The organism is Thermosynechococcus sp. B1 (assembly GCF_030322985.1).
Lineage (GTDB): Bacteria > Cyanobacteriota > Cyanobacteriia > Thermosynechococcales > Thermosynechococcaceae > Thermosynechococcus.
In genome coordinates, this window is the sequence record NZ_CP096573.1 from 972,309 (window position 1) to 992,738 (window position 20,430).

A 20,430-nucleotide genomic window follows, 5' to 3' on the forward strand; every position below is an offset into this window, starting at 1 on the left:
AGGATTAATTTGACAGAGAAACGAACCACTTGGGAGAAATAGATGGCTGCTACGGATGATCTAGAGAAAATTCGCCGCCAGTTTGACTATGGTCCCTATCCCCGTGTTGCCATTGACAAAACTCCCAAGGATGAGCCGAATGTTCTCTTTGTCCACGATTTGGTGACCGCCTTTTATGTGCGAGATCATCGGGTGCCAGAGACCAAGGGCAAGCGGATTCTCGATGCTGGTTGTGGGACAGGTTATAAGTCCTTGGTGTTAGCCATTGCCAACCCCGGCGCGGAAATTGTCGGTATTGACCTATCCCCTGAGTCTGTGAAGTTAGCGGCAGAGCGGCTTAAGTTTCATCAGTTTGACAACGTTTACTTTGAGGCGCGCTCCATTTTGGATTTACCCAGTTGGGGCGAGCAGTTTGACTACATCAATTGCGATGAGGTGTTGTATCTGCTGCCTGACCCCGTCGCAGGCCTCAATGCCCTCAAAAGTGTCCTTAAGCCCGATGGTATCTTGCGCGCCAATCTCCACAGTGCGCTGCAACGCTTCCCCTACTTTCGTGCCCAAAACCTCTTTAAGCTGATGGGCTTGATGGACGACAATCCCGAAGAAATGGAAATGGACATTGTCCGCGAGATCATGAAAGAACTCAAGGATGGTGTCGATCTGAAGGTTCGCGCTTGGAATCCGCACTATGAGAAGGAGGAGAGTAATGAGACCCTCTTGGCGAATCATTTACTGGTGGGCGATAAGGGCAGCACGATTCCCCAACTCTTTCAATACCTAGAAGCAGCGGGTCTGGAATTCATTTCCATGGTTAACTGGCGCCACTGGAATCTGGTGGATCTCTTCAAAGACCCAGAGAACCTGCCCACCTTTTTAGCGCTGAGCTTGCCCGATGTGCCGCAGGCGGTGCAATTGGAGATGTATGAACTTTTGCATCCCGTGCATCGCCTCTTGGATTTTTGGTGTAGTCCGCAACCCCGTGCCGCGGTACCCGACTTAGGGGAATGGTCTGAGGAGCAGTGGGATCAAAGTACGATTTATCTGCATCCGCAACTGCGCACTGAGGCAATCAAGGAAAAATGGCTAGGGTATCTCAATGACCGCATGATTGTAGACTTGGGCACATTTATGTCCTTTTCTAGTCCCACGTCGGTCTATGTGGATCCGCTGGGATTGGCAACACTGCTGCCCTTGTTTGATCAGCCCCTTCCCTTTCCAGAGCTGTGCGATCGCTATCAACGCTTGGCACCCCTCGACCCCGTCACCCTAGACCCCATTGAACCAAGGGTGGCACGGCAACAACTGCAAGCCCTCTTGACCCGCTTGGAAGTGAGTTTATTTGTTTTGGTCAGCCTACCCTAGGCCCATCCAGCCAAGAGCTTGGGCAAGTGCTAGTCCCAAATAGTTGGCGATCGCATAGCCAAGCAGTCCCAGGGTAATCCCTACCCCCATTAACTGAGGCTGATGCCGACCGGTGGCTTGGGCAACGGCTGTGGTTGGTCCCCCCACTGCGGCTTGGGAGGCAAGGGCAATCAGTTCCACATCCAACTTCAGGAGTGTCCCAAGGCCGAAGGTGACAAGACCATGGGTAAACACAATCACGGTGGTAAAGAAAATCATTTCCAGTCCCACTGGAATGAGCGAGGGCACATGGGTACCGGCACCAATCACCGTAAAAAAAAGATTCAGGCCAAACATTCCCAAAGCGCCCGTGCCCCGCAGGTAGCGCATCCACTTAAATTGCGCCAGCGCCAAGCTGAGGGTGGTAAGCCAGACAATGGTGGGAATTAGCGGCCAAAACTGATGCAGTGCCGTTGACAGGACCAAGATAGCCACAGCCAAGCTGAGGAGAATGGCTAGATCTAGGGGGGCGATCGCTGAGGTGGTGGGCAGGGGAGTCACCGTAGCCGCTTCCCCCTGATCCCGTGGTGGATAAAAATGTGCCAACAGCGAAGGCAGACTCAGCGTGGTGGCCAGCCAAATGGCCGTGAGCAGGTTATCCGCCGTCGTTGCCGCACTAAAGAGCAAATCCGAAAGGTTGAGGGCACGCCCAACCCCCACAAAGTTAATGCTGCCGCCAATATAACTGGCCGCCAAACTGCCCGCCAAGCGGGGGGTATCCCCGAGAAACCGACTGTGGAACAGCACACTGGCAAGGAGCGCACCCACCAAGGTTCCAAAACTAGCAAGGCCAAAGGCTAACAGGGCCGATCGCCCCAAGCGCCGCACATCCTGTAAATTCACCAGCAGTAGTAGCCAGACGATCGCCAACGAGGTGATGGTGCCGTAGATCGTGTCATAGACCGGCGATTGTTGGGGAATAAGACCCAAATTTGCACAGATGGCCGCCAAGATCAAAATGATCAGCGAAGACCCCAAGCGTGCCGCCCAGCGAAAGCGATGCTCTAGCCATAGCCCCAGAGCCGTCAGGGTTAATAGGATGCCCCAAAGGATCAAGTCATCCATGGGGGGGCAACTCCGCTAGCCGCTGTCCCAACCGTGTCGGCTGCTCATAGACCCGCCGCAGGGTATTCACATCCCGCTGTGAAATGGGGGGCGGATCCGCCACTTGGGCAAAATAGAGGGCATCAGTGGGTAGGGGGCTATGTCCCCAAATGCCGAGGGCATGACCCAGTTCATGGCGCAGCGCTGCAAGGACAAACTTGGCAGCTTGAGTCGGACGCACCACGACACGGCAGCGATGGCGCAGCACCCCTTGGCTATCCACAAAGAGTTCGTAGCTGGTTTCAGCAAAGCGGGCGCGGCGGTTATTTTGATCCGTGGGTCGCTGCGAGAGCAAGCGAATATTCGCCGCTAGGCTGGCATCCACAATTTTTAGGGGCAAATAGGCGGACCACTCCTTTACGGCCTGTTCTGCCGCTGCTTGCCACACATGGTTCGGATCCCACGGCGGCGGTTCAATGGCAACGGTGACCGGGAACTCTGTCCACAGTAGATAGCCCACTTCCACCGCTTGGACTTCATCAAAATAGTCCTCACCTTTCCTAGGAATCTCAGCTAGGGAGGGGGGCAACGGATAATGCACTGCTGCTGGCAGTTGGATATTCTGGCGCGTCAGGTTTGCGGTGCCTGCCAAAGACTCCCAATTCCCTTGGGTACCGCCCAGCATCAATCCTAGGGCAACCATGCACACCAAGAACCACCAGCGACGCTTCATCTTTGCTCCTCAACAGGTCTGTACAAAGGGCCAGCCCGGAAATCGCCAGAGAATGATGGGAATTGCCACTGTCCAGAAAAAGGCATTGAGCAAGGCAATTTGACCCGCCAGATTCATCGGCAAATGCAACCATCCCTGCAGCACCCAGCGATCCAAGGGCAAGACCAAGAGCCACATAAAACAAATGACGGCCATTCCGCCCCAAAAGATTGGCCAGCGGGCGTTGCTATTGAAGCCCTCAAAAAAGGTTTGACCCACCAGTTCTTCGAGAATGGCGACGGGGGCAGAGCGGTATTGCCCACCCGTAACTTGGGTAGCGGCGGCGAGTTGCGGAGCATGATCACCGACAACAATGGCGTTGATTTTGACTCGTTGTTGGCGGGCATTGGCCACCACGCCTGCATCCACTGGGGCTTCCCCATCGGTAATGAGGAGCAGTTGGCGGCAGCGATTCGAGATCTGTTGCAGTTGTTGGGTGGCCATGGCGATCGCCCCCGAAAGATTGGTGGCACTGGGATCCACTTGGGCAAGCAAGTCACTGCGATTGAGGGCTTGATCCAGTTGGGTGAGGAGCAGATCACTATTGGTTTCAAACCGCGGCGTCAGAAACACCACATTGCGACCAAAGCCGTGGATCATGACTTCGTTGGGGTTGGTGAGTTCCCGTTGGTTACGTTGTAAGTAGAGCTTGGCAGCGAGCACCTGCTGCGCCATTACAGTTTGCGGTTGATTAAATTGCAACGGATTATTGCCAAACGTACTGCCGCTGAGATCAAGGGAGAGAACAACGGCGACACTAGGGCGTCCCCAATTCAACAGTGAGAAGAGCAACGCCAGCAGGACACAGCCTATGAAAAGAATGAGGGGAATCTGAAAAAGAGGGTAATACCACAGTTGTCGCCGACGAGTCATAACTCACCTAAGGCAAGGTACCGCTAAAGACTGCGAGGGCAGGCCCGGTCATATACAAATGTTGGCTAGGCAAATCCCAGCGAATATGGAGATCTCCCCCCGGCAGTTCAACCGTGGCTTGGGCTTGATCGCCCACAGGACTGAGGCGATGGGTCAAGACGGCAGCGACGAGGGTGGCACAGGCTCCCGTTCCACAGGCAAGGGTGATACCAGCTCCCCGTTCCCAGACGCGCATCCGCAGGCGATCGCTCCCTAGGACTTGCACAAACTCAGTATTGGTACGCTGGGGAAAAACGGGGTGATGTTCAAACTGTGGGCCAAGGGTTGCCAGATCAACCGCAGCGACATCCTCGACAAACGTGACACAGTGGGGATTGCCCATACTCACACACGTCACCAACCACGGGCGATCGCCCACCATTAGGGGCACATCAATCACCTTTTGATCTGCGGCTGCCAAGGTGGTGGGAATCTGCTGCGCCAAGAGTTGGGGTTTACCCATATCCACCGTTACCTGACCATCCGCTTGTACCTCTGGCACAATGAGACCGGCAAGGGTGTCAATGCGGTAGCGCACGATTTCGCCGGCGGAGCGACCCTCAAGGGCAAAAATAAACTTGGCCAAACAGCGAATGCCATTGCCGCACATTTCGGCCACTGAGCCATCGGCATTGTACATCCGCATGCGGTAGTCGGTATCCCCCGTGCCTGTCAGCAAAAAAATCACGCCATCGGCGCCCACGCCAAAGTGGCGATCGCACCAGTGTTGCGCTTGTTCTGGGGTTAAGAGCAGCTCTTCCTGATGGCGGTTGTCAATGAGTAGGAAATCGTTACCTAACCCTTGGTACTTCTGAAAAGATAGGCTCATAAAATTGAAAAGGTATGAGAGGGAAATCCATGACCGACGAATTCAATACGGCACTGCCCAGCATTCGCCAGTTGCAGACCTTCATTAAAGATAGCACCGAGGTTGAAGTCAAGCTCAGCACCAGTGATCTCGTGGTTGGTAAGGTGCGCTGGCAGGATATGAATTGCCTCTGCGTTGTCGATCACTATGATCAACCCACCATTATTTGGAAGCAGGCCATTGTCTTTATTAAACCCAAGCTAGCCTAAGGACCACAGTTGCAGCGCCACTGCCAAGGCCTCTTGATAGACCACCTGCCAAGGCTGCTGATGCTGACGGGCAAGGGCGGCACAGTCTTCGTATTCCGGCTGGACATTGAGCCGCTGTCCTTGGTGTTCGGCTACTTTCACCCGTACTTCACCAAAGACCGTTGCAATGGTTTTAATTTGGCGTTCAAGGATATAGCGCTCCTGTACCTGCCGCCGCAGCCCCAGCGTCGTTGTTTCCCGAAAGAGGGTCTGGACACAGGCGGCCTCAACACTGGGGGGACACAGCACCGTGAGCAACACCCCCAAGCGTGACTTTTTCATCGTAATGGGTTGGTAAAAGACCTCAATCGCACCAGCAGCATAAAGTTGTTCAAGAGTATAGCTGAGGGCTTGGGGTGTCATGTCATCCAGTTGGGTTTGCAGTTCGACAATGGTTTTTGCCGTAGTTGTTTCTGCTGAGTTCGGCAGCGTTCCCAACCAGAGACGCAAGAGATTCGGTAGGGGCAACTCTTGACTCCCAGCGCCTAAGCCCACCCGTTTCAATGTCATCGCTGGCGGCGCACCAAAGCCCTCACTGAGGGCACAGACAAGGGCAGCGCCTGTGGGTGTCACCAATTCTTTTTCAATACCGTTGCTGTAGAGGGGCACTTGGTAGGTTTGGCACAGTTGTAAGACCGCAGGCACGGGCACCGGCAATTGACCATGGGCAGCTTTGACCATTCCGCCGCCCGTTGGTAAAGCAGAGCAGTAAATGCGGCTCACATCAAGGTAATCCAGCCCTAAGCAGGTGCCGACAATATCCACAAGCGCATCCACCGCTCCCACTTCATGGAAATGTACTTTTTCTGGCTCAATGCCATGCACGGCGCCCTCAGCAATGGCCAAGGCTTCAAAAACCTTGAGACTCCAGTCACGGGCGCGATCGCTAAGGTGGGCGGCACGGATTTGCTTTGCAATGTCTGGCCAATGGCGATGGTGATGGGAGTGGCGATCGCGCAGATGCACCTGTGCTTTTAATCCCCGCTGTCCCTTGCGCTGCACTGTTTCTGTGGTCAACTCAAACTCATCGGTAATCCCGAGCTTTGCCAATTCGCTTTGGAGGTAGTTGAGGGGAACCCCCAGATCAAGGAGGGCACCCAGACACATATCCCCCGCCACCCCAGCAGGGCAGTCAAAATAGGCAACCGTCATAGCAAACTCACAGGTGCAGCGGCACTAAGGACTATGATACCGGGTTTATAGTGAGCGAAACTGCGAGGAGACTTACCCTACCGCTGAGGTTTCTGTGGCGATCAACAGCTCATCAACTATAACCGACGGTTGCCACTGGTAGCGCCTCAAGTTAATGCGATCGCCCGCCTCAAAAATAATCCCCTCTGCTTCTAGGCGCCAGCGCTGTAACTCATCCGTCCCTTGGCGTTGGGGCGCGTAGGAGATTTTGCCTTGGGCATTAACCACCCGATGCCATGGAATGTCAGAATTCGGTGCCACTTGATAAAGGGCATAGCCCACATAGCGTGCATGCCGTGGCCAACCACACAGGGCAGCAATTTGGCCATAGGTGGCCACACGTCCTACGGGGATTTGCTTCACTAACCAATAAATTTTTTGTTGAAACGTCAGTGCCTGTGTATCTGTCTTCATAAGATTTCATATTTTAAGGCACATTCAACCCCTCTAAATCCGTATTCCTACGGAGGAAAGCATCAAAATGAACCCCCTAGATTAAACATTAAGGGTGGTAACAGGATTACTAAATTCAATTAAGAACACCTGCCCCCGAAAAGATAGATCGGTCATGATTTAAGCAGCAGCAATGCTGAGGCAGGGGAGGGTGGAATTCTTTGCTTTGTGTTGAACCATGATGTGTTTCTCATCTAATTGTTTTTTGCTGAATGATTGCTTCTATGCTTTTTTGACTTGAGCTCCCAATTGTCTTTGTCGATATTCTTGACGCTATTTGATGGAGTCGCCCTATGACCATGACCAGTTCCCGACCCCAAGCCGCCGCTGGCGATCGCTACGGTGTTAACCATCTCCTGCGCAAAAAATACCCGAAACGCCACCATCACTATGCTTTTTGGGACTTCTTTCAATTCGATAGCGATCGCGGTACCTATACCGATTGGAACAATGCCCGTAACCTCCTAGTGACTGAAGACTTCATCATTGGCCTCATTGAAGGCCTTGAAGAGGAAGTTGGCCCTGCCTCCAGCGTCGTCATGTACAAAATTGGTGAAGAATGGGGACGCCGCGATGCCCGCTTCTTCCAAGAGTGGTTTCCCACGGAATATGGCTATGAGCAGGGGATCAAGCAAATGCGGCTTCCCTATGTCCTCGAAGCTTGGTGGTGGCCCTGCACAACCCAAGGCTGGGGCAACTGGGAAGTGGATCTCAGCGAGCAAAAACATGGCTTTATGTTCATCAATATCTTTGATTCCGTTGTGGCGCGTACCTTGGGGGATGTTGGCCGACCCGTGTGCCACCTCTACGCAGGCCTCTTTGCCGGTTTCTTTAGCGGCCTGATTCAAAAAGAACTCAGTTGTATTGAAATCCAGTGCTACGCTATGGGAGAAACCTACTGCAAGTTCCTGCTCGGCAAGCAGGATCGCATTGATGCCGCTGCCTTCTGGCAAAACGAAGGAGCCTCCGCCAAAGATATTGAAAAACGGCTCCGCAGTGGAGAACTGGTCTATGAAAAACCTAAACGGTAATTGGCAACAGCAAGCCGTTGCTGAATTCTTTGAGGAACTGAACTGGCTGGGCTTGGTGCGGCAGCAACCGGTGGCGGAAGCTGTGGTACTCAATTGGCAATCCCTGAAAGTTGGCGAATTTTGGCAGCGGGTCAATTGGCTGGGGCTTGAAGTCAAAGGGGCGATCGCTCCCACGAGTCCCACAGAATGGCCCAGCTATCGCGTCAAGGACTTCTTTGGTCACATCAACTGGGAAGGGATTAGGGTCATCTTGCCTGCGATCTCACCCCCCTACGCGGAGGAAATGGCGGCTCCCCCCGTTGCTGCCCCTGCCACCCCTTGGGCTGCTTGGTCGGTAGAAACCTTCTTCCGCCAACTCAATTGGGAAGGCCGTCCGGATCAGGCCATTTCCCTCGAGCCGAGTCTGTGCCTCTGGCGCCTATCGGTCAAAGACTTCTGTGCCAGCCTGCCTTGGGCAGGCCAACCCGTAATTGCCCAAGTGAGGAAAGTGGAACCCCCGCCCCCTGCCCCCGTGGAACCCGAAGTCACCCTCTCAGACTTATCAAACCTGTTTTAGGAGATCCCTATGCACACCGAGTTAATGAATCTCTACTACAAAGCCGAAGAAAACTACCTCAGCAATGTGGACATCAAAGTCTTCCGCCACCACATCGAATCGCTCCAGCAGCGGTTGAACACCTATGAATTTCTGCGGGATCATGAAATTGAAATCTTCCAGCCTGTGGCCGACACTCTGCAAAAGAAATACCCCACCGAAAATCCCCAAACCCTTGAGCAAGTGTTGCGTCAAGCGATCGCCCTACTGCGCTATGCCGCCATGGCCATGCTCCTGAATAACCCCGAGTTTTTGCAGCATCGGCTCCTCGAGTGGCTCACGGAAGTGGTCAACGCCCACCAAACCCAAACCCTATGGAGCAGTTGCCACGAGCTTCTCAGTGCCCGCCTCAAGGAAATGCTCACCGAGGCTGAACAGGACTTGATTTTGCCGCTGTTGGATCACGCCCAAGCGACCCTTGTGGGTCTGCCAGCGGTGGTCTCTGTCCACGCCTAGATTAGGGTTGGAAGTCTGCTGAAAGTGCTTGTTATGCCTACGAATGAGGATGTCCTATGATCTCTGTTGCTGATTTGGTCAAAGACCCCATCATCCCCGGCAACTACTACGCTGCCGATGCCTATGTACAGGGGGATTTTGAAACAGGTCTGATTGAAAACCGCAAAGGTGCCCGTCTCATTGCCCTACCGGATATTTTGCTCCAAGCCATCTATGCCGGCCTCGATCAGGAAGTGGGACAGGCCAGTGGGGTGGTTCTCTTTAACTGTGGTCGCTGGTGGGGCAAGAACTTTTATCGCCGCTTTGTCGAGGAGGTCAGCGAGTACTATCGCCGTCCCCTTGCGGAAATGGAAATGGTGGAGTTTCTCCAGTGTCTCAAGGAATGCTGGAAGACCCACGGTTGGGGCACGATTGATCTCGATGTGAGCTTCTACCAGCAGGGCTTTTTGGTGGTGAAAACGTGGGACTCCCCCTTTGCGGCGGCGGCTCCCAAAAATACGGGTCAGCCCCAATGCGCTGCCGAGGCGGGGATTTTAGAATCCTTCTTTAGCCAATTGACTGGTCGCGATCTCCACTGTGTGCAAACCGCCTGTGAAACCCTAGGGGCAACCAATAACCTCTTTGTCTTGGGCTTGCGGGAGCGGGTCGAACCGGCTAAGGCTTGGCTGCAAGAGGGACAGGATCATGACACGATTATGGAGCGGCTGTGTCGCACTCAAGCGGCTTGAGTATGATCCTAAAGTAACTCTCGATGCGTCATTAATAAGGAGAAAAGAGCAGTGGCCAAAGTTGTCAAACTTGAACCCATCTCGCGGGAAACCACGATTAATACCAATGACAATTTGCTGTCTGCTCTATTGGACTCTGAACTCCATGTGCTCAAGGAGTGTGGCGGGCGTGGAATGTGTGCCACCTGCCATGTCTATATCAAAGAGGGGATGGAGAGCCTCTCCCCAATCAATAAGCGTGAGCAACGCACCCTTGAGGTGATTACAACGGCAAATGCCACCTCTCGCTTGGCCTGTCAGGCACGGGTACTGGGGCCGGGGGTAGTGGTGGAGCTACCCTCAGGGATGTATGTCAACGCGGTTGAAGATATTGAGTCTTTGATTGGGCGGCGGGCTGAGCAGGATATTTTGCACCCCCTCGATGGCCGCGTCTTGGTGGAAGCGGGCAAGCTCATTACCCGCACGATGATTACCCAGTTGAAAGATACCCAAGTGCAGGTGGGGCAATATCTCGCCAATACGTCGGATGCCTAACCAACCACTTCATTTTCATCCTCAGGGAGGCACCATTTATGGAAGACCGTAGTTTAAATTCCCATGACACGCCATCTCGCAGGGGGCTAGCACCTCTAGAATGGGGCGCAACAGGGCTAACGGTTGTGTTGTCGGTGGCGGCGGCTGCGACCCAACAGGCCATTTTGACAGCGATCGCCCCTTTGCCCCTTTCGCTGGCGGTGGGCTTAAACTTAGTGAGCCGTAAAAAACTGGATGACCAGTTCCAAGCCTTTGTGCAGCAACAGGAGGCCAAAATTGCTGAATTGGTGGCGTCCCAAGAACAGCAGCAGTCAGAGGTCGGCGGCCTCACCCTTGCCCTTAGTCAGGTGCGCGATCGCCTTGAGGATGTGCAACAACAGCTGGCACAGCTGGGTCAAGGGACGCAGCATCTCCACGACTATACCCGCATTCTCGACACGGAGCAAAAACAAATTGAACAGGTTCTCGAGTGCCTGCGGGAAATTGAGAAAAATACCCAAGTGATTCAAACCAACCCCAGCCATGCCAAGGCCTACTACAATCGCGGTCTCACCCATCAGCGGCTAGGGGATGCCGAAGCGGCGATTCTCGACTACTCCGAAGCCATTCGCATTAATGAGAACTATGCCAAGGCCTACCACAATCGCGGCGTTGCTCGCTCGACCCTTGGCGATCGCAAGGGAGCAGTAGAGGATTTGCGCACAGCGGCAAAGCTGTTCTTTGAACAAGGGGACATTAGCAGTTATCAGCGGGCACGGGATCTGGCCAAGCGCATCCATGAGGTGGGGAGTATTGAACAGGAAGACAAGGAAGTCCCCTTAGAAATTCTTTTCTCCTAAGAACCGATTGGCTGTGCGGCTCAATCTGCATGGACAGGGGCGAGATTGCGAATCATTCTGAGAAATGTTTTTCGTTGATGGTTGAGGCTCGTTGTTGGCCACGGCTCGTACTGCCCAAACCTCCCGTTACCGACTGGTGGATCTAGCCGGTCAAGGCCAGTACGGAAAAGTTTATCTGGCGGTCAATCGTGAGTCCGGTGACCTTGTGGCGATTAAGGTGCTCAGCGAGCAGCAGTTGCTGACCCGTGGCTTTTTGCGGGAGTTGAACTTTTTGCTGACGCTACAGCATCCCCATGTGGTGGGTTGTCAGGCGATTGACTATATTCGCGTGCGCCATAGCCCCCAAGTAAGCCGCAGTTTGGTAATGGACTATTGTGCCGGCGGGACATTGCGATCGCTCCTAGAGCAAGAACAGGCCTTACCCCTGACGACCGCTTTGCGCCTCACGTTGGATATTCTCGCAGCTTTGGCCTATGCCCATCATCGCGGCATTCTCCACTGCGATCTCAAACCGGAAAATATCCTGCTGGAGGTGACTGCTACGGGCTGGCAGGCAAAGGTGTCCGATTTTGGTGTCGCACGCCTCATTGAGGATGTCAAGGGCAGCGGTCAAACGGGATCTCCTGCCTATATGGCGCCGGAGCGTTTCTATGGTCAGACGCTGCCCGCTTCGGATCTCTATGCAGTGGGGATTCTCATGTACGAGATGATCGTTGGCGATCGCCCCTTTCACGGCACACCTGCTGAACTCATGACCGCCCACCTTAGCCGTCCCTATACCCTTCCTGAAGGCTTGCCCTTTCTGGTGCGGAGCATTATTACTAAAGCGTTGGATAAATTACCGCAGCGCCGCTATAAAAGTGCAGCGGAAATGACGATGGCGGTGCAATTAGCCCTAGAGGTGATCGAGGCAGAGCGTCATGAGCAGCCGTTGTTGTTCTCTAGGTCACCGGCGGCGGTTTGGCTGGGGGAACCCCAAGGCTATTCTTTAGCGATACCGCCCCAACAGGTTGCTAGTACGGCCACAAGGTTCTATGGGGTGGTGGGCGATCGCCTCTGGGCTTGGCAAGCTAGGGAGACTGTGCCCGAAGAGATGGGTCAATGGCCGCTCCCACCGCTGCCCATTCAACTCTATGGCGGTGAAGTGAGTACTTGGCTGCGAATCAATGTGCTACCCCCCCAGCTTTTCTGCATCCATGACCAGCTTATCCCCCTAGACTGTCGTCTTCACTCTAGCCTCAACCAATTAGCCATTGACGCCACTGGTTACTGGTGTGCAGAAACCGAGATTGATAGCGCAGCAGCGGAATTACAGCTTCATGTCCAACTGATCAATGGTCAAGGGCAGCGGACTCTCCGTTGTCAATGGTATGGACGAACGTTTGTGGATACCCTGCTCCTCAATCGTCGCTATGGCGTGGTGATTAGTCGATCGCACCATCCTGAGACGGAGCATGCCACCACCCATTTTCAACTCTTTGACCGCCGCGGACACTGGCGGCTATACACTCAACTGCCTGCCCACCTGACGTTGCTCACCCCTGCCCACCACCAGCCATGGCAACTAGCGGCCTTTGAAGACCATCCGCAGCAACCCCTGTTGATGCTTCTACATTTGCGCCCTTGGCGGGTTCAACGCTTGGGGCTGCGGTTTCGTCCCCAATTTCTCTGTGCTACCCCTTGGGGATACGTCGTGGCCGGTCGCCATCGTTTGAATTTGGTAACCCATGGCGGCGAAATTGTCGGCACGGCTGAAAGTGAACAGGAGATTTGTGGCCTCGGCTTTACGGGCGATCGCCACCTTTGGTTGATTCGTCACTACCAGGACAAGTATGTCTTGCAAACGTGGGACATTGCCACGTGGGAGATTGACCTCATCCTCTAAGCCAGCAGCCTATGATAGAAAGAATAGCCGTGGGATATGCCCCATGAAACAGCCCCAGATTCTCAAAATTACCCGCAAAGCGGCCAGTCTGAAACAAAAGCAAAAGCAGCAGTCATCTCCCACCACCCTTGATGTTACAGCGACAACGGTAGCCTCTGAACCCGTCGTTGAGGTAGCAGCGGGCGATCGCCACAATGCCGAGGGTCACCAACACTGGTGGAGTGAACGCTGGATTGGTGTGCTAGAGTCCTTTGGCTGGCGCCGACGGCTAGAGCGGGCACGCAATTATGTCCGTGAAGGACGGGTGCTCACCTTGGAATTCCAGGGCAACCAAGTCCATGCTCAAGTTCAAGGCACGGCTCCCGAACCCTATCACGTCAAACTGCATCTCGATGCCTTTAGTGAAGAGCAGTGGCAATATGCCATTGACGGCATGGCTCAAAAGGCTTTCTATGCGGCCAAGCTCCTCGCCGGGGAGATGCCCCCCAGTATTGAGGAGGTTTTCACCCAAGCCGGACTCAGTTTATTTCCCTTTACCAAATTTGACATCCACAGCCGCTGCAATTGCCCTGACCCGGTGAATCCCTGTAAGCACATTGGCGCGGTCTATTACTTACTGGGGCAGTACTTTAATGACGATCCCTTTTTGCTCTTTCAGTTGCGGGGCAAAACCAAAGAGGAGATTCTCCAACGCCTGCGCCACTATCGGGCAACGGCGACTACCCCCTCTATGGTGCCCACCCCCCCACCCCTCTATGAGCCACTGAAAACCGATGCTCCCTTTTGCCAATATCGCCAGCCCCTACCCCCAGAGTTAGTGGTGCTTGTCCCCAGTGGTCAACCCCATGCGGTGCTTTCAGTGTTACCCCCCTTTCCCCATGAGGTTCCCAGTGAAGTGGCGCAGTTAATGGCCACCCTAGAGCAGATGTACAGCAGTGCCAGTCTTGGGGCCTGTCAGTTGGCGATGAGTGAACCGCTGAGAGGAGATGAGGGAACCGAAAGTGAGCCATGAAACCCAACCAGTATGACGGTCAGGGCGAAAATCTCAAACGTGGTCTCAAAGCAGAGGACGCCTTCTTAGAGCTTGCCCGCAAGCAGGGATTCCAAGTTCACCACGCGAGCGAAGCTGCTGATATTCATGAGCACTGGGATTGTTTGTTGATTAAGGGGCATGAGTCCCTGAAAGTGGACATCAAGGCAGTCAAGAAAATTCAACGCCAAGACCCGCAGCCCCAAGATCAATACACTTGGATAGAATTGCAGGGGGTACGTGATCGAGGCTGGTTGTTTGGCGGTCACTCAGACTATATTGCCTTTCAAACGTTGAACTCATTTATTTTGGTGCAGCGCACAGCACTGATAGCGTTTGTGCAAAAGAATGTCGATCTCGCCGTTCTAGTGACCCAACCTACAGAGGCCCTAAAAAAACATCAAGGCAAATATCCTGTGTACCGTCGCTCAGGGCGGAGCGATCGCCTCATCTTAGTCGAAACCGATATTCTAAGACAGCTTCCGGGCAGTATCGAGTGGCTGAATCCCCAGTAACTTCCCCCTTTTCCCCAAGAAAGTCGCGATCACATCCCTTTAGACCAGCGATCGCCCAACCTGTCAATAATATGCATCATGTCTGAATTGCTCCAGCCCGCCAGCAGATGGGCAGCAATGGCACACCCCCCCGCACCAACCCCTTCCTTGACAAACCCCTGTTCATAGGCACGCAGGGCAGGATGACGGGATGCGCTGAAATCAAGTTGCGTGTAAATGAGTGGACACTGGACACGCTCTGCCAAGCGGTGAATCTGAGCCGTTTGATCTTCAATCAGCCAGCGGGTTGTGCCCACCACGATTTGTTCGGGACACCAAGGAAGCTGACGCCACTGGGCGATCGCCCGTGCCAAGGCATAGACCGCCATCATTTGTGACCCCCCCGCCAGCAACACACCACAGGTTTGACTTGCCCGCAGGACCATAGCCGCCACAACCACCTGCATTGGATCGCCAATCGCCGCTACACAAGTGAAAGGATCCGCATTAGCAGGTAGATGGGCAAGTCCCTGTTGCACGAGTTGCCACTTTTGGGCATGGTTACTCTGGCGGTGGCTGCTGCCCACACAATCGCGAGCAGCAATGCCCAAACTTTCACAGAGGGCAAGGGCAGTAGTGGTGCCGGCAACCACACATTCAGCGATAATCAGCCACGGGTGATGCTGACTCAGCTTGGCGCCCCAAGACCACCCCTGTTGCCAAAGATGCGCCACCATTTGTGGTGCCATCGCTTCACCCGTCGTTAGGCAGCGCGCCGGGGCGCCCCCCAAGTCAATCATCTCGGGCAGACGCGGCAAAGGTAAACCCGCATCAAAGACGTAGAGGGGCAACGCCAAAGCCTCAAGAAGGGCACGACTAATTAGAGCAGGGGAAGCACCCGCCGTCAGCGGCGGCAGGGGATAGTGGTAGTGGGGTTGAATGCCTCGCAGCAGGAACTCGCCATCCGCTAGGGCTGTGGTTCGGCGATCGCTGGGGGTTTGACCCGCTGCCGAGATTCCGGGAATCAATGCCGTTTCCGTAAAGCCAAGAACACAGACTAGGGCAGGAAAGTCGGGGTGCTGGCAGTGGCGATCGCCCCAAGCGCGGGCAATGGATTCTCCCGTGGCAACGCCAATCATACTAATCGACTAATAATTCCCGACCACTGCACCTGCTTGAGGTGTTCACGGCGATAGGAGAAAAAGCATTCAGCATCGCGAAACGTACAGTGGGGAGACAGGGCAATTTGCTCGTCCCTTAGCCCCAATTGCAGCAATTGCAAACGATTCACCCGTGCCACATCCACCCGAAGTCGCTCAGGGTCTGGATCAAGAAAGATCATCTCTGGGTCTAAGGCAGCGAGACGCTGGTAAAGATCATCGCGGTCAGTGGTTTCCGTCACCCCCTCAAGAATGGTCTGCGCCAAGGCACGGGCCACATTCAGCCCCACTTGATAGACCTCACCGCGAATCGCAGGCCCCATGGCAATCCGTAAATTAGCAAGATCACTGCCGAATGCTTGCATCTGCTGGAGCGTGGCCTTAGAGATTTGGATCGCTGTCCCCCGCCATCCCGCATGAATCGCCGCAACCCGTCCACTCGCCACATCGGCAATTAGTAAGGGGACACAGTCAGCACTACACACCCAGAGGGCTTGATCAGACCCTGTGGCCACAAGGGCATCCGCTGCCAATCGTTCATCACGGGCTAAAACTTCTGCTGCCAAAGCAACGCGATCGCCATGCACCTGTTGGGTTCGTAGCGGTGTTGCTGTCGTGCCTAGGGCTGCGGTGAGGGTGCTGAGGTCTTGTCCTTGCCAATCGCGAGTAAAGAAGCCATGGGAAAACCCCTGCAAAAGATCGCAGGTAAGAAAGCGCCCGAGGTCAGTGGTTTGCCAGTGCCACATTGTCAGATCCAATGACAGCTAAACTATGGCGTTCTCGTAGCTCCCTAGAAGGCACGAATCGCCTCCTTTAATACCTCCTCCCTAAGCCTTGAACGTAAAGATTGAGGTGTGCCCAAATCAACAGAACAGTTTAAGATTTCCTCCAGATATTCTTTTAACTCAATGAAGGTAAATAATCCAACAGGCCTTTCAAACGCTACTAACAAATCAACATCACTTTCAGCGTGAGCTTCATCCCGTGCCACTGAACCAAACAGCTGCAGGGTCTTTACTGCAAATTTTTTAAGGGATTCTCGATGGTTTTCTAAGGTATTGATCACTAACTGAGGAGTCACCATTCCAATGTTTCCTTATTCTTTTAATCTGACTGATCCACTGGCTGATGCGGTTCATCGGGGAGAGAGTCCTTAAGGGGTTCTAGGCAGCAGGGGGCAAGTCAAAGAGAACGGTGGTCATATAGCGTTCTGCCCAAGCAGCACCAAAGGCTTTTTCCAGCACACGGCGGGTTTTATCGTTCTGCTGTTGCTGGTGGCAGTAGTGCCGTTGCCCGGCCATAACCGCTTCCGGGTGATCCGTGGGCACAGCTTGCTGGCTAAGTTGACAGTGGAGCGTGAGGTACTCACCAATGCGATCAAGAAATTGCTGTTCCTCAGTGTCTCCCTGTGGCCGAATAAAAATGCAAAAGGGGGAGAAGATCTGTCCCCAAGGGGGCAACTCACGGGGTTGACTAAAGGTGAGTTTTGGCAAAGCATTTAAGGCCGATGTATAGGCAGCGGGCAACTCACCCGTCACCGGCGAGAGATCCACAATTGCGGCACTAATTTGCCCTCGGCCCCCCACGAGGTCACAGCCAAACATTGGCAGATCGTAGCGCGGCTCTGGAAACATGACACAGTGTAAAATATCCAGACTCTCCCCCACCCGTGCCAGTTCAAGGTGAAGTTTGCGAAAGGGCGGCGCTTGGTAGCAGTGGTTCTCAATCGTTAGCCGCTCCCCTTCCAGTTTGCCCTCGACATAACCGAGATCCTCAGGCAGGGTATAGGGGGCTAAGGGCAAAGTGCTCTGCCAAATCTGCTCAATGCGATCGGCGAGCCGCTGAATTAGGGGATGCTGGTGTTGACGGAGAGACATAGCCTTGATCCTAACCCAAGTCTGTGCCGCTTGCGAGGGAGCGATCGCCCCCGCTAAACTAACCAAGAGTCTAACAGCCGAGGAATCATGCAAACTCAAATTGCCGCTGCCATTGACCCAAAGCAACTCCAACAGGCGATTCGCGCCAGCCAAGACTTTCTCTTTTCACAGCAATATGCTGAGGGCTACTGGTGGGCGGAATTAGAGTCCAATGTGACCATGACCGCAGAGGTGATCCTGCTCCACAAAATCTGGGGCACCGAACAGCGGCTACCCTTGGCCAAAGCGGAACAGTATTTGCGCAACCATCAGCGGGATCACGGCGGTTGGGAGCTATTTTATGGCGATGGCGGCGATCTCAGCACCAGTGTGGAAGCCTATATGGGACTGCGGCTCTTGGGCGTCCCCGCAACGGATCCCGCCCTAGTGAAGGCACGGCAATTTATCCTTGCCCGCGGCGGCATTAGCAAAACTCGCATCTTTACCAAACTGCACCTTGCCCTCATTGGCTGCTACGACTGGCGTGGGATTCCCTCCCTCCCCCCTTGGATCATGCTCCTGCCGGAGGGTAGCCCCTTCACTATTTATGAGATGTCTAGTTGGGCACGTAGCAGCACCGTGCCGCTGTTGATTGTCATGGATCGCAAGCCCGTTTATGCCATGGATCCGCCCATTACCCTCGATGAACTCTATGCCGAAGGGCGGGCAAATGTGATCTGGGAACTGCCCCGCCAAGGCGACTGGAGTGATGTCTTTATTGGTCTCGATCGCGTTTTCAAGCTCTTTGAAATCCTAAACATTAATCCCCTTAGAGAACAGGGGCTAAAGGCCGCCGAAGAATGGGTGCTCGAGCGTCAAGAAGCCAGTGGCGACTGGGGCGGCATTATTCCGGCGATGCTCAACTCCCTATTGGCATTGCGTGCCCTTGACTATGCTGTGGATGACCCCATTGTGCAGCGGGGGATGGCAGCAGTGGATCGCTTTGCGATTGAAACCGAGACCGAGTATCGCGTCCAGCCCTGTGTCTCGCCAGTTTGGGATACTGCCTTGGTCATGCGCGCCATGGTGGATTCAGGCGTCGCCCCCGATCATCCCGCTCTGGTCAAAGCTGGCGAATGGCTGCTGTCCAAGCAAATCCTTGACTATGGGGACTGGCACGTAAAAAACAAAAAAGGTCAGCCGGGGGGATGGGCCTTTGAATTTGAGAATCGCTTCTACCCCGATGTGGATGATACAGCGGTGGTGGTGATGGCGCTTCATGCTGTGACCTTGCCTGACGAAAACCTCAAACGGCGAGCCATTGAGCGGGCAGTCGCTTGGATTGCCTCAATGCAGTGTCGGCCGGGGGGCTGGGCAGCCTTTGATGTGGACAATGACCAAGATTGGCTCAATGCCATTCCCTACGGCGATCTCAAGGCAATGATTGACCCGAATACTGCTGATGTCACGGCACGGGTGCTGGAGATGGTGGGGCGGTGTCAGTTGGCCTTTGACAGTGGTGCCCTCGATCGCGCCCTTGCTTACTTGCGCAATGAGCAAGAACCGGAAGGCTGTTGGTTTGGCCGCTGGGGGGTGAACTACCTCTATGGCACGAGTGGGGTGTTGGCAGCCCTCTCCCTTGTTGCCCCTCGCTACGATCGCTGGCGCATTCGCCGTGCCGCTGAGTGGTTGGTGCAGTGTCAAAATGCCGATGGTGGTTGGGGTGAAACCTGCTGGAGCTACAACGACCCTTCCCTCAAGGGCAAAGGGGATAGCACCGCTTCCCAAACTGCTTGGGCCATTATTGGCCTTTTGGCCGCTGGCGATGCCACAGGAGACTACGCCACAGAAGCTATTGAAAAGGGGATGGCCTACCTGCTGCAGACCCAGCGCGCCGATGGCACATGGCACGAGGATTACTTCACCGGCACGGGCTTTCCCTGCCACTTTTACCTGAAGTACCACTACTACCAGCAGCACTTTCCGCTGACGGCCTTGGGGCGCTATGCCCGCTGGCGGGGTCTTTTGGCTAATGAGAAAAAATCAGGCTAGAAGGAGCGCAGCTGTTGCTGGTAGGCCAAGGGATCGGTGCCACACAGGGGTTGGGGGGCAACCACACAGTCATTGCTCAAACCAGAGCGAATTAAATTTTCAGCAAGCAACTGGCGATCGCGCGGCGCAGGGTGGGTACTCAAAATCGTTGGCGGTGCCCCTCCCTCCCGTTGCAATTTCTGGAGAAATGTCACCATCGCCCGTGGATCATAGTTGCTGCGAGCCAATAGCCCCAGTCCATAGCGATCGGCCTCTAGTTCCTGCTCACGACTGCGGGGACGCCGAAAGGCAAGTTCCATGGCCATTTGTAGCCCGCGATCGCGATCCAAGCCGGCAGCCGTCATTAAGCCTTGGGCGATCGCCATTTGTTGCAGTTGACGAATCACATGGCGCTGATCAATATGGCCAATTTCGTGGGCAATGACGCTGGCTAGTTCCGCCTCGTTTTCCGCCCGCAGCATTAGCCCTGTAGTGACATAGACAAAGCCCCCCATTGTGGCATAGGCATTGACTTGGCGGTCTTGGATGATGTGAAACTGGTAGGGCACACCTCGACGTTCGCCGACATTAACCAAGCGGTCACCAATGCTATTCACATAGTTTTGCGCAGCGGGATTGCGAACAAGGCGCATCCCTTGCCGCAGCATCTGCTCATGGATCTGTTGCCCCAAGGCCACCTCTTGGCGGGGCGAGATATTCGATAGTTGGATGACCTGAATCCCCTGCAACAGTAACCGCTGCCAGAGATTTTGGGCCTGCGCAGCCACAGGATGGAGAGCGATCGCCACCCCACAGACCAAGCTCGCAAAGAGGAGAAACCAACGTTGTTTTTTCACGGCTAATATTTCGCGTAAAATCCACACCCACGCCTAGCGGCTACT

The 20,430-nt window shown here is 54.5% G+C and carries 23 protein-coding genes; 12 read left to right on the forward strand and 11 right to left on the reverse strand.

Features of this window, described 5'->3' with window-relative positions; genetic code table 11:
- The first annotated feature begins 42 nt into the window (after positions 1–42).
- Positions 43–1,362 (forward strand): class I SAM-dependent methyltransferase, encoded by a 1,320-nt coding sequence (locus M0644_RS04975; RefSeq protein WP_286626867.1) that lies wholly within the window; start codon positions 43–45, stop codon positions 1,360–1,362.
- On the opposite strand, the gene M0644_RS04980 is transcribed toward M0644_RS04975, so the two are convergent.
- Genes M0644_RS04980 through dapF form a run of 4 tightly spaced genes read right to left on the reverse strand, consistent with a single transcriptional unit; the run spans position 1,354 to position 4,958 of the window.
- Positions 1,354–2,466, reverse strand: coding sequence for a DUF819 domain-containing protein (locus M0644_RS04980; RefSeq protein ID WP_286626868.1), 1,113 nt, complete (start codon positions 2,464–2,466; stop codon positions 1,354–1,356). The genes M0644_RS04975 and M0644_RS04980 overlap by 9 nt on opposite strands.
- Positions 2,459–3,178, reverse strand: a complete 720-nt coding sequence (locus M0644_RS04985; RefSeq protein ID WP_149818713.1) for a peptidase — start codon at positions 3,176–3,178, stop codon at positions 2,459–2,461. The genes M0644_RS04980 and M0644_RS04985 overlap by 8 nt, the downstream gene beginning before the upstream one ends.
- A 9-nt stretch (positions 3,179–3,187) precedes the next feature.
- Complete coding sequence (locus tag M0644_RS04990) at positions 3,188–4,090, reverse strand: VWA domain-containing protein (RefSeq protein WP_149818715.1); 903 nt, start codon at positions 4,088–4,090, stop codon at positions 3,188–3,190.
- A gap of 7 nt (positions 4,091–4,097) precedes the next feature.
- Positions 4,098–4,958: a diaminopimelate epimerase gene (dapF, locus tag M0644_RS04995; RefSeq protein ID WP_149818717.1), complete on the reverse strand. Its 861-nt coding sequence runs from the start codon at positions 4,956–4,958 to the stop codon at positions 4,098–4,100.
- Between the two features lie 29 nt (positions 4,959–4,987).
- Here dapF and M0644_RS05000 point away from each other — a divergent pair, with 29 nt between their 5' ends.
- Entirely contained in the window at positions 4,988–5,206 is a 219-nt protein-coding gene (locus tag M0644_RS05000) for an Hfq-related RNA-binding protein (protein WP_149818719.1), read from the forward strand.
- On the opposite strand, the gene larC is transcribed toward M0644_RS05000, so the two are convergent.
- Positions 5,198–6,397 carry a nickel pincer cofactor biosynthesis protein LarC gene (larC, locus tag M0644_RS05005; RefSeq protein WP_286626869.1) on the reverse strand — a complete coding sequence of 400 codons (1,200 nt, stop codon included), beginning with the start codon at positions 6,395–6,397 and terminating at the stop codon, positions 5,198–5,200. The two genes, M0644_RS05000 and larC, sit on opposite strands and share 9 nt — an antisense overlap.
- Positions 6,398–6,469: 72 nt before the next feature.
- Positions 6,470–6,850 (reverse strand): MGMT family protein, encoded by a 381-nt coding sequence (locus M0644_RS05010; protein WP_149818723.1) that lies wholly within the window; start codon positions 6,848–6,850, stop codon positions 6,470–6,472.
- Between the two features lie 332 nt (positions 6,851–7,182).
- Between M0644_RS05010 and M0644_RS05015 the strand changes: the two genes are divergently transcribed.
- The 9 genes from M0644_RS05015 (at position 7,183) to M0644_RS05055 (ending at position 14,502) form a co-directional block, all read left to right on the forward strand.
- Entirely contained in the window at positions 7,183–7,920 is a 738-nt protein-coding gene (locus tag M0644_RS05015; RefSeq protein WP_149818725.1) for a V4R domain-containing protein, read from the forward strand.
- The gene (locus tag M0644_RS05020) at positions 7,901–8,476 is read left to right on the forward strand and encodes a hypothetical protein (RefSeq protein WP_190278233.1); all 576 of its coding nucleotides are present in this window, start codon (positions 7,901–7,903) and stop codon (positions 8,474–8,476) included. Before M0644_RS05015 ends, M0644_RS05020 begins: the two co-directional genes overlap by 20 nt.
- Positions 8,477–8,485: 9 nt before the next feature.
- Positions 8,486–8,971, forward strand: a complete 486-nt coding sequence (locus tag M0644_RS05025) for a phycobilisome protein (protein ID WP_286626871.1) — start codon at positions 8,486–8,488, stop codon at positions 8,969–8,971.
- Between the two features lie 56 nt (positions 8,972–9,027).
- A complete protein-coding gene (locus M0644_RS05030) occupies positions 9,028–9,699 on the forward strand; it encodes a V4R domain-containing protein (RefSeq protein WP_286626872.1) in 672 nt (223 codons plus the stop codon).
- A gap of 51 nt (positions 9,700–9,750) precedes the next feature.
- Positions 9,751–10,233, forward strand: a complete 483-nt coding sequence (locus M0644_RS05035; protein ID WP_149818733.1) for a 2Fe-2S iron-sulfur cluster-binding protein — start codon at positions 9,751–9,753, stop codon at positions 10,231–10,233.
- A 38-nt stretch (positions 10,234–10,271) separates the two neighbouring features.
- Positions 10,272–11,072, forward strand: coding sequence for a tetratricopeptide repeat protein (locus M0644_RS05040; protein ID WP_286626874.1), 801 nt, complete (start codon positions 10,272–10,274; stop codon positions 11,070–11,072).
- Positions 11,073–11,166: 94 nt separating this feature from the next.
- Positions 11,167–12,957 (forward strand): serine/threonine-protein kinase, encoded by a 1,791-nt coding sequence (locus M0644_RS05045; protein WP_286626876.1) that lies wholly within the window; start codon positions 11,167–11,169, stop codon positions 12,955–12,957.
- Between the two features lie 43 nt (positions 12,958–13,000).
- Positions 13,001–13,969 (forward strand): metal-binding protein, encoded by a 969-nt coding sequence (locus tag M0644_RS05050; protein ID WP_149818737.1) that lies wholly within the window; start codon positions 13,001–13,003, stop codon positions 13,967–13,969.
- Positions 13,966–14,502, forward strand: coding sequence for a hypothetical protein (locus M0644_RS05055; RefSeq protein ID WP_286626878.1), 537 nt, complete (start codon positions 13,966–13,968; stop codon positions 14,500–14,502). Before M0644_RS05050 ends, M0644_RS05055 begins: the two co-directional genes overlap by 4 nt.
- Positions 14,503–14,531: 29 nt before the next feature.
- On the opposite strand, the gene cobT is transcribed toward M0644_RS05055, so the two are convergent.
- The 4 genes from cobT to M0644_RS05075 form a co-directional block, all read right to left on the reverse strand.
- The gene (cobT, locus tag M0644_RS05060) at positions 14,532–15,620 is read right to left on the reverse strand and encodes a nicotinate mononucleotide-dependent phosphoribosyltransferase CobT (protein ID WP_286626879.1); all 1,089 of its coding nucleotides are present in this window, start codon (positions 15,618–15,620) and stop codon (positions 14,532–14,534) included.
- Positions 15,617–16,387: a peptidoglycan editing factor PgeF gene (pgeF, locus tag M0644_RS05065; RefSeq protein WP_149818742.1), complete on the reverse strand. Its 771-nt coding sequence runs from the start codon at positions 16,385–16,387 to the stop codon at positions 15,617–15,619. Before pgeF ends, cobT begins: the two co-directional genes overlap by 4 nt.
- Positions 16,388–16,431: 44 nt before the next feature.
- On the reverse strand, positions 16,432–16,725 hold the full coding sequence (locus M0644_RS05070; protein WP_286626880.1) for a nucleotidyltransferase family protein: 294 nt from the start codon (positions 16,723–16,725) through the stop codon (positions 16,432–16,434).
- A gap of 79 nt (positions 16,726–16,804) precedes the next feature.
- Positions 16,805–17,518 (reverse strand): phycocyanobilin:ferredoxin oxidoreductase, encoded by a 714-nt coding sequence (locus M0644_RS05075; protein WP_286626881.1) that lies wholly within the window; start codon positions 17,516–17,518, stop codon positions 16,805–16,807.
- Between the two features lie 87 nt (positions 17,519–17,605).
- Here M0644_RS05075 and shc point away from each other — a divergent pair, with 87 nt between their 5' ends.
- Positions 17,606–19,549, forward strand: a complete 1,944-nt coding sequence (gene shc, locus M0644_RS05080; protein WP_286626882.1) for a squalene--hopene cyclase — start codon at positions 17,606–17,608, stop codon at positions 19,547–19,549.
- Here shc and M0644_RS05085 read toward each other — a convergent pair.
- The gene (locus M0644_RS05085) at positions 19,546–20,385 is read right to left on the reverse strand and encodes a M48 family metallopeptidase (protein ID WP_226972018.1); all 840 of its coding nucleotides are present in this window, start codon (positions 20,383–20,385) and stop codon (positions 19,546–19,548) included. The genes shc and M0644_RS05085 overlap by 4 nt on opposite strands.
- Positions 20,386–20,430: the final 45 nt, after the last annotated feature.

Excerpts from the sequence above, each read along its gene's own strand:
- M0644_RS04975 (WP_286626867.1), top strand. The coding sequence starts at position 43 with ATGGCTGCTACGGATGATCTAGAGAAAATTCGCCGCCAGTTTGACTAT.
- M0644_RS04980 (WP_286626868.1), bottom strand. The coding sequence starts at position 2,466 with ATGGATGACTTGATCCTTTGGGGCATCCTATTAACCCTGACGGCTCTG.
- M0644_RS04985 (WP_149818713.1), bottom strand. The coding sequence starts at position 3,178 with ATGAAGCGTCGCTGGTGGTTCTTGGTGTGCATGGTTGCCCTAGGATTG.
- M0644_RS04990 (WP_149818715.1), bottom strand. The coding sequence starts at position 4,090 with ATGACTCGTCGGCGACAACTGTGGTATTACCCTCTTTTTCAGATTCCC.
- dapF (WP_149818717.1), bottom strand. The coding sequence starts at position 4,958 with ATGAGCCTATCTTTTCAGAAGTACCAAGGGTTAGGTAACGATTTCCTA.
- M0644_RS05000 (WP_149818719.1), top strand. The coding sequence starts at position 4,988 with ATGACCGACGAATTCAATACGGCACTGCCCAGCATTCGCCAGTTGCAG.
- larC (WP_286626869.1), bottom strand. The coding sequence starts at position 6,397 with ATGACGGTTGCCTATTTTGACTGCCCTGCTGGGGTGGCGGGGGATATG.
- M0644_RS05010 (WP_149818723.1), bottom strand. The coding sequence starts at position 6,850 with ATGAAGACAGATACACAGGCACTGACGTTTCAACAAAAAATTTATTGG.
- M0644_RS05015 (WP_149818725.1), top strand. The coding sequence starts at position 7,183 with ATGACCATGACCAGTTCCCGACCCCAAGCCGCCGCTGGCGATCGCTAC.
- M0644_RS05020 (WP_190278233.1), top strand. The coding sequence starts at position 7,901 with ATGAAAAACCTAAACGGTAATTGGCAACAGCAAGCCGTTGCTGAATTC.
- M0644_RS05025 (WP_286626871.1), top strand. The coding sequence starts at position 8,486 with ATGCACACCGAGTTAATGAATCTCTACTACAAAGCCGAAGAAAACTAC.
- M0644_RS05030 (WP_286626872.1), top strand. The coding sequence starts at position 9,028 with ATGATCTCTGTTGCTGATTTGGTCAAAGACCCCATCATCCCCGGCAAC.
- M0644_RS05040 (WP_286626874.1), top strand. The coding sequence starts at position 10,272 with ATGGAAGACCGTAGTTTAAATTCCCATGACACGCCATCTCGCAGGGGG.
- M0644_RS05050 (WP_149818737.1), top strand. The coding sequence starts at position 13,001 with ATGAAACAGCCCCAGATTCTCAAAATTACCCGCAAAGCGGCCAGTCTG.
- M0644_RS05055 (WP_286626878.1), top strand. The coding sequence starts at position 13,966 with ATGAAACCCAACCAGTATGACGGTCAGGGCGAAAATCTCAAACGTGGT.
- cobT (WP_286626879.1), bottom strand. The coding sequence starts at position 15,620 with ATGATTGGCGTTGCCACGGGAGAATCCATTGCCCGCGCTTGGGGCGAT.
- pgeF (WP_149818742.1), bottom strand. The coding sequence starts at position 16,387 with ATGTGGCACTGGCAAACCACTGACCTCGGGCGCTTTCTTACCTGCGAT.
- M0644_RS05070 (WP_286626880.1), bottom strand. The coding sequence starts at position 16,725 with ATGGTGACTCCTCAGTTAGTGATCAATACCTTAGAAAACCATCGAGAA.
- M0644_RS05075 (WP_286626881.1), bottom strand. The coding sequence starts at position 17,518 with ATGTCTCTCCGTCAACACCAGCATCCCCTAATTCAGCGGCTCGCCGAT.
- shc (WP_286626882.1), top strand. The coding sequence starts at position 17,606 with ATGCAAACTCAAATTGCCGCTGCCATTGACCCAAAGCAACTCCAACAG.